General features: G+C 71.2%; 9 protein-coding genes. 6 read left to right on the top strand and 3 right to left on the bottom strand.

What is annotated here, in order from left to right:
* Positions 1 to 395 precede the first annotated feature (395 nt).
* Together ACFXKZ_RS42945 and ACFXKZ_RS42940 are read left to right on the top strand one after the other, a co-directional pair.
* Positions 396 to 1,247 carry an oxygenase MpaB family protein gene (locus tag ACFXKZ_RS42945; RefSeq protein WP_380010419.1) on the top strand — a complete coding sequence of 284 codons (852 nt, stop codon included), beginning with the start codon at positions 396 to 398 and terminating at the stop codon, positions 1,245 to 1,247.
* Between the two features lie 159 nt (positions 1,248 to 1,406).
* Positions 1,407 to 2,948 carry an acyl-CoA synthetase gene (locus tag ACFXKZ_RS42940; protein WP_380010402.1) on the top strand — a complete coding sequence of 514 codons (1,542 nt, stop codon included), beginning with the start codon at positions 1,407 to 1,409 and terminating at the stop codon, positions 2,946 to 2,948.
* A gap of 102 nt (positions 2,949 to 3,050) precedes the next feature.
* Here the strand turns inward: ACFXKZ_RS42940 and ACFXKZ_RS42935 are convergent, their stop codons facing one another.
* Together ACFXKZ_RS42935 and ACFXKZ_RS42930 are read right to left on the bottom strand one after the other, a co-directional pair.
* A complete protein-coding gene (locus tag ACFXKZ_RS42935) occupies positions 3,051 to 4,727 on the bottom strand; it encodes an acyl-CoA synthetase (protein WP_380010399.1) in 1,677 nt (558 codons plus the stop codon).
* A gap of 191 nt (positions 4,728 to 4,918) precedes the next feature.
* Complete coding sequence (locus ACFXKZ_RS42930) at positions 4,919 to 6,301, bottom strand: hypothetical protein (RefSeq protein ID WP_380010396.1); 1,383 nt, start codon at positions 6,299 to 6,301, stop codon at positions 4,919 to 4,921.
* 886 nt (positions 6,302 to 7,187) lie between these two features.
* Here ACFXKZ_RS42930 and ACFXKZ_RS42925 point away from each other — a divergent pair.
* Together ACFXKZ_RS42925 and ACFXKZ_RS42920 are read left to right on the top strand one after the other, a co-directional pair.
* A complete protein-coding gene (locus tag ACFXKZ_RS42925; RefSeq protein ID WP_020557813.1) occupies positions 7,188 to 7,391 on the top strand; it encodes a cold-shock protein in 204 nt (67 codons plus the stop codon).
* Positions 7,392 to 7,615: 224 nt separating this feature from the next.
* Positions 7,616 to 8,098 (top strand): hypothetical protein, encoded by a 483-nt coding sequence (locus ACFXKZ_RS42920; RefSeq protein ID WP_380010393.1) that lies wholly within the window; start codon positions 7,616 to 7,618, stop codon positions 8,096 to 8,098.
* Between the two features lie 75 nt (positions 8,099 to 8,173).
* Here the strand turns inward: ACFXKZ_RS42920 and ACFXKZ_RS42915 are convergent, their stop codons facing one another.
* Complete coding sequence (locus tag ACFXKZ_RS42915) at positions 8,174 to 9,061, bottom strand: aminoglycoside phosphotransferase family protein (RefSeq protein ID WP_380010390.1); 888 nt, start codon at positions 9,059 to 9,061, stop codon at positions 8,174 to 8,176.
* Between ACFXKZ_RS42915 and ACFXKZ_RS42910 the strand changes: the two genes are divergently transcribed.
* Together ACFXKZ_RS42910 and ACFXKZ_RS42905 are read left to right on the top strand one after the other, a co-directional pair.
* Positions 9,060 to 9,281 carry a hypothetical protein gene (locus ACFXKZ_RS42910; protein ID WP_143657823.1) on the top strand — a complete coding sequence of 74 codons (222 nt, stop codon included), beginning with the start codon at positions 9,060 to 9,062 and terminating at the stop codon, positions 9,279 to 9,281. The two genes, ACFXKZ_RS42915 and ACFXKZ_RS42910, sit on opposite strands and share 2 nt — an antisense overlap.
* Positions 9,282 to 9,511: 230 nt before the next feature.
* Positions 9,512 to 10,930: a hypothetical protein gene (locus tag ACFXKZ_RS42905; RefSeq protein ID WP_380010387.1), complete on the top strand. Its 1,419-nt coding sequence runs from the start codon at positions 9,512 to 9,514 to the stop codon at positions 10,928 to 10,930.
* Positions 10,931 to 10,958: the final 28 nt, after the last annotated feature.

The following is a 10,958-nucleotide window of genomic DNA, read 5'->3' as shown; positions in this document are numbered from 1 at the left end:
ACCCGACCCCCCTCCCGGCCACCCGCCGCGGGCCGCTTTTCCCCCGACCCGGGCACCCGCCCCGACGCAAGCCCCACCCCGAAGCCCACACCCCGCCACCGGCCCACCCCCACGACCCGGACCAGCCCCGCACCGGCAGGCTCGCAACCACAAGCGCAGCCCCCGTCGGAAGCACTCGACCCACCCCGGAAGGTTCCTCGGCGGACCCGACCGAATCGGGGCTCGGGGGCGTGCGGCCGGGGTCGTACCCTCGTAGGGCCGGGCGAGGTTCGGGTCGGGTTCGGGAAGGTGGGTCGGTGGGCGACGTGCGGTGGGGCGTTGACGAGGTGGCTGGGGCCGAGGTGGCCGGTGTGCCCGAGGCGGCCTACGGGTCCAAGGCGGCCTACGGGTCCGATGTGGCCGGGTTGTTCGGGCCGAGCTCCGTTACCTGGCAGTTGCACGCGGATCCGGTGATGTGGGTGGCCGGGGTGCGGGCGCTTTATCTGCAGGCGTTGCATCCTCGGGCGGTGCGGGCCGTGGTGCAGAACTCGGACTTTCGGAAGGATCCCTGGGGGCGGCTGTTCCGGACGGCGGACTTCGTCGGGGTGACCACCTATGGGACGCGGGCCGAGGCGGAGCGGGCCGGCACTCGGGTGCGGCGGATTCATGCCGGGTTGCGGGCCGTCGACCCCACCACGGGGGAGAAGTACCGCATAGACGACCCGGAGTTGCTGCGCTGGATACATTGCGCCGAGGTGGGGTCCTACCTCTCCGTGGCCCGGCAGGCCGGGTTCCCGTTCACCGACGCGCTCGCCGATCGCTACGTCGACGAGCAGCGTCGTTCGGCCGAACTGGTCGGGCTCGCTGCGGACGACGTGCCCGGGTCGTCGGCCGACCTCGATCGTTACTTCGACGGGATTCGACCCGAGCTTGCCATGTCGGACGAGGCGCAGGACGTGTTCGACTTCCTGCGGCGACCGCCGGTGCCGTTGATGTTGGTGCTCGGCCGTGAGGTGTTGTGGCGACAGGTCGCCGAGTTGGCGTACGCCGCGTTGCCCGACTGGGCCAAGGAGCTGTACGGCACACGTGGTCTGCCGTCGGTGGTGGCCCGGCCAGGGCTCAAGGTGCTGCGTCGGGTCGTTGGGGCCGCGACGCCGGTGATTCGTGCGGTGTACCCGTCGCCGCACATCAGAGGGGCGATGGACCGGCTCGGTCCGGAGGTCCAGCCGTCGCCCGACCGGCTGCCGAAGCTCGGTTCCGGCGACTGAGGTTCCCGATTCCCTGATCCCTCGACTCCCTGATCGTCCGGAGTCCGCTTCCAGGGCCTGCTTCGCCAGGAATCAGTAAGGCACCCTTTCTTTCTGGGCTTGCTCCCGTCACAATGTCAGACATTGTCAAGTAACCGGGGCAGTCGAAGGGAACCGCACGTGGCGAACGGCTTCTGGGCCCATGCGCAGGCCAATCCGGACCGGCTCGCGCTGGTGGATCCCGATGGCGCCGAGTGGACCGCGGGGGAGTTGGCCGCCGCGTCGAACCGGCTCGTGCACGGTCTGCGGGCGGCCGGGCTGGGGACCGGCGACGTGTTCGCCGCGATCCTGCCGAACTGTGCCGAGTACATCGTGGCCTACATGGCCGCGGCGCAGGCCGGGATGTACCTGGTGCCGGTCAACAATCACCTCGTCGGTCCCGAGATCGCCTGGATCCTCGCCGACAGCGAAGCCAAGGTGCTGATCGGGCACGAGCGCTTCGCGGACACGATCGTGGCCGCGGCCGACGAGGCCCGGGTGCCGGCGGCGGCGCGGTTCGCCGTCGGGGTGGTGCCGGGCTTTCGGGCGTTCGCCGAGCTGAGCGAGGGGCAGTCGGCCGAACCGCCGACCGAGCGCAGCGTGGGCGTGACGATGAACTACACCTCGGGCACCACCGGCCGCCCCCGCGGCGTGCGTCGGCCGCTGTCCGGGGGCACGCCCGAAGAGGCCCGCTACGGCGGCACGTTGCTGATCTACGGCGTCAAACCGTACGACGACAACGTGCACCTGGTCGGCTCGCCGCTTTACCACACCGCCGTGCTCCAACACGCGCAGCAGTCGCTGCACATCGGGCACGCCGTGGTTCTGATGGACAAGTGGCGGCCCGAGGAGATGTTGCGGCTCATCGACCGCTACCGGGTCACCACCACGCACATGGTGCCGACCCAGTTCCACCGGCTCCTGCAACTGCCGGAGGAGACGCGGGCCAAGTACGACGTGTCGTCCCTGCGGCACGCCGTGCACGGCGCCGCGCCCTGCCCCGAGCACGTCAAGCGGGCGATGATCGAGTGGTGGGGGCCGTGCGTCGAGGAGTACTACGCCGCCAGCGAGGGCGGCGGCACGTTCTGCTCCGCGCAGGAGTGGCTGGATCGGCCCGGGACGGTCGGCAAGGCCTGGCCGATCAGCGAGATCGGCATCTTCGACGACGACGGCAATCGGCTGTCGGCCGGCGAGATCGGCACCGTGTACATGCTCATGCGGGCCGGGGCGTTCAAGTACCACCGCGACGACGAGAAGACCCGCAAGGGCCGGATCGGCGACTGGTTCACCGTCGGCGACGTGGGCCTGCTCGACGAGGACGGCTACCTGTACCTGCGCGACCGCAAGATCGACATGATCATCTCCGGTGGTCAGAACATCTACCCCGCCGAGATCGAGGGCGCGCTGCTGCGGCACCCGGCCGTCGGCGACGCGGCGGTTTTCGGCATCCCGCACGAGGACTGGGGTGAGGAGGTCAAGGCCGTCGTCGAGGCCAACGAGGGCTTCGCGGCCGGTCCCGCCCTGGCCGAGGAATTGCTCGAGTTCTGTGCCGGACAGGTGGCCGGCTACAAGCGGCCCCGGAGCGTGGACTTCGTCGAGACGATGCCGCGCGATCCGAATGGGAAGTTGCAGAAGCGGCGACTCCGGGATCCCTATTGGGAGGGGCGCGAGCGGGCGGTCTGAGCCGATATACGAATACACCGCCCGGGAAATCCCGGGCGGTGTATTCGGCGTCTCGTTTTCGTGCCGCGAACCTTTCGGGTCGTGGCAGCGGCAGTAGCGGGTCTATCCGGAAGCGGAAGGGGAAGCAGCAGGGGAAGCGGGAGCGGAATTGCTTTCCTCCGGTGCCGAAGCGATCGCCAGAGCCCATTGCAGGTCCGGCTTTCCCGTCGGCGTGCGCTGGGTCTGGTCGACCACGCGCATCACCCTGGGCACCTTGTAACCGGCGATCTTGGTCCGGCAGTGCTCCTGGATCGCCGCCAGGCTCGGGGCGCGACCCTCGCGGGGCTGCACGACCACCGCGACCGTCTGGCCCCAGCGCGGGTCCGGGATGCCGACCACGATCGCGTCGTAGACCTCGGGGTGGGCCTTGACCGCGCCCTCGACCTCCTCGGTGAAGATCTTCTCGCCGCCCGAGTTGATCGTCGCCGAGCCGCGGCCGAGCAGGGTGATCCGGCCGTCGCCCTCCAGTCGGGCGTAGTCGCCCGGGACCACGTAGCGGGTGCCGTCGGGGCCGGTGCGGAAGACCTCGGCCGTCTTGACCGGGTCGCCCAGGTAGCCCTGCGGGATGTTGCCCTTGCGGCCCAGGCGGCCGACCACGCCGGCGGGCAGCGGGTTCAGGTCCTCGTCGAGCACGACCGAGTCGGGGACCGCCTTGACCGTGATGCCGCTCTGCTGCTCGGTCTGGCCCTTGACCGCGACGCCGACGCCGTTGGCGCCGGACTCGGAGGCGCCGATCGCGTCGCTGACCACGATCCCCAGGCGCTCCATGAACTCCTCCTTCAGCGACGGCGAGAACAGCGCCGCGCTGGAGGACAGGGCGAACAGGGCGGACAGGTCGTAGGCCGCGCGCCCGTCGCGCGGTTCGTCCAGGGCCTCCAGGAGCGGACGGGCCATCGCGTCGCCGGTGATCAGGACGACGTTGACCTTCTCCGCCTCGACCCGCTCCCACACGCTGTGCGCGTCGAACTTGTCGATGAGCACCACACGGTGCCCCTTGGACAGGTTCTGCAGCACCCCCCACTGGGTCGCCCCGTGCATCAGCGGCGCGATCGGGAAGGTGGTCATCTGCCCGTTGCGGCCCTTCTCGACCATCTCCTCGGGCCGCGAGATGCGCTGCCCGTTGGTGGGATCGATGCCGCCGCCGAGGGCGAAGATGACGTCCTCCTGACGCCACACCACACCCTTGGGCAGACCGGTGGTGCCGCCGGTGAACAGCAGGTACAGATCGTCGCCGGAGCGCGGGCCGAAGTCGCGGGCGGGGGAGCCGGCTGCCAGCGCGTCCTCGTAGCGCAGCGCGCCCAGGGACTCCGCGGTGACCGGGTCGGCGGCGCCGCTCTCGGCGCCGTCCTCGACCACGAGCAGGTGGCGCAGCGAGGGGACCTTGGGCGCGACCTCGGCGACCCGCCCGGTGAACTGGCGCTGGAAGACCATGGCGACGGGCTTCGCCTGGTCGAGGAGGTAGGCCAGTTCGTCCGCGACATAACGGAAATTCACATTGATGCAGACGGCTCGGATCTTGTAGATCGCGAGCATCGCCTCCGCCCATTCGATGATGTTGAAGGCGTAGACCGCGACATGATCGCCCGGCCGGACCCCGGAGTCCTGAAGGTGGTGGGCGAGGCGATTCGCCCGTTCCTCCAGAAGGGCATATGTACGGCGTTCACCGTTCGCGACGATCGCCTCGCGTTCGGGGTATTCCCCGGCCGCGCGCTCGAAGAGGTCGGCAAGGTTGAATTCCATGGGCGGAGCGTAAGGCGTCGGCCGGTCGATATTCCAGAGGAAATATCGTTTGGATGCCCTCGGGAAACTGTGACGCCCGCGACCGTCGCCAACACTTGACTGTGGCAAAGATATGAGCCGGCGGCGCCGCGCGGGCCGGTCGGGCCCGCCGGTACGGGCCGCCCGAGTCCGCGCCCGCGACCGCCGCGGGCTCAGCGCTTCGCGTACTCCCGCAGCCGCGGTCGCGCGCTCGCCAGGACCAGGACCACGCACACCCCGAGGATCCCGATCGGCACCCACGGCCAGCCGGTCAGCGCGTCGGCGGCGTCGTCCGTGCGGTTCTCGAAGTCGGTGTGCTCCGCCTCCGCGGCCACGGCCAGCGCGGTCTGGTAGTCGTAGAAGTCGAAGGCCAGGTTGCCGCGGCCGACGTTGGTGGCCAGCCCGACGGCGACATCCAGCCGGCCCCCGGCGACCGCCGCCCGCAGTGCCTGATCGTCGCGCCGGAAGGCCTCCAGGCGGGTGGCGACCTGCCGGCTCGGCACGGCCTTGTCGAGTTCGATCGACTTGTCCTTGAAGGCCTGGCCGTACGCCCGGGCGCGTTCGGGCAGGATCACGAACCGGCTCTCGTCCGCGTTCGCCTCCGACGCCGTCGCCCGGGCCCGGGCCAGCGTCAGGAACGGATCGAACGCCTGAGTCTCCGCGTCGCGCAGCCGGGACGCGTGGTCGGTGAACAGGACGGCGGCCGTGCCGGTGAGCGCGGCCACCGCGATGGTCACCGCGGCCAGCCCCGGCACCACCACCCGGCGGAAGCGGCGGGCCCACCAGACCTGGCCGACGACCAGGATCACCACGAGCACCAGGCCGACGAGCCCGATCGCGAGCGCCGCCCAGCGTGCGTGCGTACGGTCCGCGTCCGCGTCGGAGGCCAGCTTCTCGCCGGCGCCGCGGCCGAGCGCGTCGGCGGCCGGCAGCAGTTCGTCGTGCAGGAGGGAGGTGGCGTTCACGAAGTAGTTGAGCGCGACGACCGGCGGGCGGGCGATGGCGCGATTCTCGACCTGATCGTCCTCCAGGCGGGCCTGCGCGACATACGCGTCGTACTTGCCGAGCCCGTCGATCAGCGTCTGCACGGTCCGCGACGAGGCGCCGCCCGCGGCGAGCTTTTGGATGTTCTCGGTGACCGAGGCGCGCCGCTGGCGCATCTGCCGCAGCGCCAGTTGCCGGTTGCCGATCTGCTCGTCGGAGCCGACCAGGAGCACGTTGGCCACCTGCGCGTCCAGATCGGCGAGCGCGAAGTACAGGTCGGCCGCGGCACGCGCGCGGGGGGCCGAGGTGTGCGCGACCTCGTCGAGGCCGGATCTGGCATTTCCGGAGCCGACCGCGATCCCGGCGGCGAGTACGACGATGCCGGTCAGGACCAGCGCCACGAACCCGTACAGCCTCGCCGGCACCGCCCCCATCGGCCGCAGCCCCCGGGGCAGCCGCAGGGGTATTCGGGCCACCGCCCTGTCCGAACTCGGCGCGACCGGCGCGGCCTGCGTTGGCGAGGGCACATACGCGGGGGCCGGGGGTGCAGGCGGGGCAGTCGATGCAGCCATGACGAAACGCTAGGCACAGGCCGCGAAGGCCCAACGGGAAAACGATGGCGCGGACACGAAAATCACGTGAACATCCGTGTGTTCGGGGGCCGTTCGAGGGATGTTCGAGCGGGTCCGACACACCCCCAGGAAACCCTGCGGGTCCGACGGGTCGTTCGGAATTCCTCGACTCCTCGACTCCTCGGAAGCCCGGCTCCCAGGTGGTGCGATGGGCGACGGGGTGACGGGGCGGGGTGCGGAGGTGCGGAGGTGCAGGGGGCGCACGGCGTCGTACCGGCTCTGACCGCGCGCAATCCGGAGGCCGCCGCGACGCTCCCGCGCGCCGCCGGCCACGTGACGGCGACCCAGGGGCTGCCCGAGCCGGCCATCGACCCGCCCGACGAGGCCCGCACGCCGGAGTTCACGAGGCTCCTCGCCGGGCCGCGATCACGGGTTCTCCGGGCCTTTGTGGCTTTCGGGGGCCTTTCGGGGCGCCCTCCCCGGCGCTCCCCCGGCGCGCGCTTCGCGCGGTCGCGCGCCCCGCTCCGAGCGTGCGCATGACTGACGCTTGGTCAGCCCTCGGTTGCGCCCAGTTGTGTCACCCACGCGGATGAACCGCGCGGCGTGTGCCGGCTATGCCCCCCGTTAACCGCTTTGGTGACGGGCGGATTCGCACTGCGAAGGGCTGTTGCGGAGCAGTCTTTGGCATGTAGCGTTGTCCGCGGTTGCAGCAGTAGATGTAGTTCCCTCGCACGTCCAACGCCTGCGGACATCAACAGCCGTGGGCGTTTTTCGCTCCTCACAGCGAGGGCATCCCGGGGTAACGCGGGGAGTGGGACCACTCGACGGTTCGCGACCCGGGCATCACGAGGTGTGGTGTCCGTGGGTTACGTGAAGGAATCAAGACATGGCCACCGGTACGGTCAAGTGGTTCAACGCCGACAAGGGCTACGGCTTCATCTCGCAGGACGACGGCGGCGCTGACGTCTTCGTCCACTTCTCCGCCATCCAGACGAACGGCTACCGTTCGCTGGAGGAGAACCAGCGCGTGGAGTTCGAGGTCACGCAGGGTCAGAAGGGCCCGCAGGCCGAGATGGTTCGCCCGCTCTGAATCGGTCCCGCGGCTCCGGCAACGGACCGCAGACCTAGCAAGGCCCGCGCCCGTGCAGGGTGCGGGCCTTGGGGCTTTTGCGGCGCCGATTCCCGACGGGTACGGTGCCCCGCCCCGCTCGCTGCCGCAGCGGCCCGGCTGCCCGAAGCCGCCGCGCCGCAACCGGCGCGCGTGCGGCGGTGGGTGTGGCCGGCGGCACGGTGGGGGGCCACTAGCATGTCTGTATGGGTTTCCTGCGCCGCCGCCCCCCGTCCGGGCCGGATTTCGACGTTCTCGCCATCCCGTTCGGTGACTGGCCCGGTTCCGTGGTCGTGGCCATGTTGCCCGGGGAAGACGGCAGTTGCCAGGGGATCTTCGTCCGCTACGACCTGCTGGCCAACCGCGGCCCCGCGATGTTGATCGGCAACCTGCCGCCCGGCTCGCCCGCGCGGGAGGAAGGCGTCGGCCGGATCGAGGCCCAACAGCTCGTCGCCGCCCTCGGCCACGAGGAGATGCCGGAGGAGCTGTCCACCGAGGACACTCCGATCATGCTCGGCGACGACCTGCTGATCGTGCGCAAGGTCAAGTACGCCGAGGGTCGGCTCGCCTGCGTGGAGTTCGACCGCAGCGACAACGTCCTGGTGCGCATCGTGACCTGGGATCGCCCGATCACCGACGACGTCTTCCAACTCCTCAAGCCGATCGACGCGGAGACCTTCGGCGGCTGAGGCCGCAGGGTCGCGGGCCGGCGGGATCGCAGGGCTCGCGGGGCGGGCAGCACCGCGCACCGCGAGCCGCCCGCGCTACCGGGTGCCGATCGCCGCGCGCACCGCTCGGCGGACCATCCCGCAGTCGTCGTGCAGCCGGCGCAACAGCCGGCGCTGTTCCTCGCCGACCGGACCCACGTCGTTGAGCCGGATCTCCCGGACCAGCACCAGCATCAGATTGACCAGGAACGCGTCGCGCGCGAGCGAGCCGGACTGCTGGGCGGTCTGGATCAACTGCCGGCGGGTCATCGGATCCCGGGCCAGCAGGGTCCACAACACGGCCAGGTCGTAGCCGGGCAGGTGGTAGCCGGACGACTCCCAGTCGACCAGCGCCGCGCCCTGCGCGGTCAGCAGCACGTTGGACAACACCGCGTCGCCGTGGCAGAACTGCGCGGGCACCCGGCTGAGGCCGCGAAGCAGCTGGGCCAGGTCGCCGGCGTCGCGATCGGTGAGCAGGCCGAGCTTGTGGTACCGGTCGACCCGGGCCGGATAGTCGAACGCGAGCGGGAACGACCCGGGCGGGGGCTTCCACCGGTTCAGGGTGGCGAACGTGTGCAACACCGCGCGTACGTCGGCCCGGGCCAGTGCGGTGCCCGGATGACGCTCGTTGGCCGCCGGTCGGCCGGCCACGTGTTCCATCACCAGGATGCGCCGCTCGGGATCGGCGGCGATCAGCCTGGGCACCCGCACCGGCGGCCGTTGGCGGGTGAAGGTGCGATACGCGTTGACCTCGTGCCGGAAACGCTGAAGCCAGTGCGGCGAGGGGTCGGTCAGGTACTTCACCACGACCGGGCCGCGCGCGACCGATCCGGACAGCAGCAACGAGCGCGGCGTGCGCCGCAGTACCGCTCCTGCGGTGAAGCCGGGACACACCCGCGCGGCGAGCGCGGCGACCGCCTCCGGACCCGGACCCTGTTGCGGCATGCGAGGTACTCCCGGGCCCGCTCCACCGGCGGCCACGGCCGCGCCGGTCGCGACCGCGGCGTTCGCCGAGATCGCCGTGTTCGACGCCGCCACCGTGCCGGCGGGTGCCGAACCACCGGTGGGCATACGCCTGTTCGGCCCGGGAATGCCCGGTCGTGAGGCGGCGGATCCTGGGGTGGTCGAGCGGCCCGGGGTGGTGGACGTCGTGGATGACATGTAAACCTTCCTGCGCTGCCGAGGGGCGGACCCGGCCGCGCGACGGGTGGGGGCCCACGTGCCGGATCCACCATCCACAACACTCCCGAATCCGGGTGGTGATCCACGTGGCGCACCCTGGCGAACCCTGGCGAATCGGAGCCGGCTGCTCCGGACCCGGCTAGCCTCGGTCCGGCAGGCGGCCTCCCGAGGACGCTTTCGAGCCACGGTCCCCACATCAACGGGCGGTTTGCAATGCGCCGGGAACCCAACACCAAATTGGTGGACCTCTTCGCCCTGACCGGGTGGTCCAAGGGCGAACTCGCCCGACTCGTCAACCGGCGGGCCGCCGCGATGGGCCATCCCCAGCTTGCCACGGACACCTCGAGGGTCCGGCGCTGGCTGGAGGACGGCGAGCGTCCGCGCGACCCGGTTCCCCGGGTCCTGGCCGCGCTTTTCACCGAGCGGCTCGGGCGTGTCGTCACCTCCGAGGACCTCGGCCTCACCGGCCGCCCCCGGCACAACGCGCAGGTCGTCCAGGAGGACCTGCCGTGGAGCACGGACCGTACGGTGACCGCGCTGACCGAGTTCACCGGCATGGACCTGATGCTCAACCGGCACGGCTTCACCGGCGGCGGGTTCGCGCTGGTCGCCGGTCCGGCGCTGGTGGCCAACTTCGATCGTTGGCTCAGCCCGGGGCTCGGGGTGCCCAACCCGCGCGGCGCGCCCGCCGATCCGGTGTCCTACGGCCTCGCGGACGCCGGACCGATCGGCGCCGAGGAGGTCACCGCGCTGGAGAACGCGGTCACGGTCTTTCGCACCTGGGATGCGGATCGCGGCGGCGGACTGCAACGCAAGGCGGTGATCGGCCAGTTGAACGAGGTCGGCAATCTGCTGACCTATCCCAACCCGCTGCCGGTCACCCGCCGACTGTGGCACGTGGCGGCCAACCTCGCCGCGCTGGCCGGCTGGATGTCGCACGACGTGGGGCTCGACCCCACCGCGCAGAACTACTTCGTGATCGCGGCGCACGCGGCCCGGGAGGCGGGCGATCTCCCACGCGCGGCCGAGGCGTTGTCGCGCGCGGCGCGGCAGATGGTGCACCTGGAGCGCCCGGCCGACGCGCTCGCGCTGATCGAACTGGCGCAGCGTACGGCGGGCGATCGGGCGGGCGCGACCACCCGCGCGATGTTCCACACCGTGGAGGCGTGGGCGCAGGCCGCGCTCGGCCGGGCCGCGGACTGTCGACGCACGCTGGGTCGGGCCGAGGCGGAGTTCGGCCGGTCGCGCCCGGAGCAGGATCCGGACTGGGTGGCCTTCTTCGATGCGGCCGACCTGCACGGCATGCAGGCTCTGGTGTACCGCACGCTGGCCGAGGTGGACCCGACGGCGGCCGGACGCGCACAGGAACACGCGGAGAAGGCACTGGAGCTGCGCACCAGGGGGCACGAGCGGGCGAAGACCTTCGACCTGATCTCGCTGGCCTCGGCATGCCTTCTGGACGGCCAACCGGACCGGGGCGCGCACCACGCCCGGCTCGCGGTCCGCGCGGCCGGCGAGGTCAGCTCCAAGCGCACCTGGGACCGCCTGGAGGTGCTGCGCAAACTCACCGACCGCTACCGCGACGTCCCCGAGGTACACGCGCTCCGCCGAGAACTCGCCGAGGGCACCTGAACGCCACCCACCACCGCCCGGCCGGCCA

The sequence above is a fragment of the Embleya sp. NPDC059237 genome (genome assembly GCF_042754105.1).
Taxonomy (GTDB): domain Bacteria; phylum Actinomycetota; class Actinomycetes; order Streptomycetales; family Streptomycetaceae; genus Embleya.
Note: the sequence above shows the minus strand (reverse complement) of the source record. Positions and strands in the feature narration are given on the sequence as shown.

Excerpts from the sequence above, each read along its gene's own strand:
- ACFXKZ_RS42935 (WP_380010399.1), bottom strand. The coding sequence starts at position 4,727 with ATGGAATTCAACCTTGCCGACCTCTTCGAGCGCGCGGCCGGGGAATAC.
- ACFXKZ_RS42930 (WP_380010396.1), bottom strand. The coding sequence starts at position 6,301 with ATGGCTGCATCGACTGCCCCGCCTGCACCCCCGGCCCCCGCGTATGTG.
- ACFXKZ_RS42925 (WP_020557813.1), top strand. The coding sequence starts at position 7,188 with ATGGCCACCGGTACGGTCAAGTGGTTCAACGCCGACAAGGGCTACGGC.
- ACFXKZ_RS42920 (WP_380010393.1), top strand. The coding sequence starts at position 7,616 with ATGGGTTTCCTGCGCCGCCGCCCCCCGTCCGGGCCGGATTTCGACGTT.
- ACFXKZ_RS42910 (WP_143657823.1), top strand. The coding sequence starts at position 9,060 with ATGCGAGGTACTCCCGGGCCCGCTCCACCGGCGGCCACGGCCGCGCCG.
- ACFXKZ_RS42915 (WP_380010390.1), bottom strand. The coding sequence starts at position 9,061 with ATGCCGCAACAGGGTCCGGGTCCGGAGGCGGTCGCCGCGCTCGCCGCG.
- ACFXKZ_RS42905 (WP_380010387.1), top strand. The coding sequence starts at position 9,512 with ATGCGCCGGGAACCCAACACCAAATTGGTGGACCTCTTCGCCCTGACC.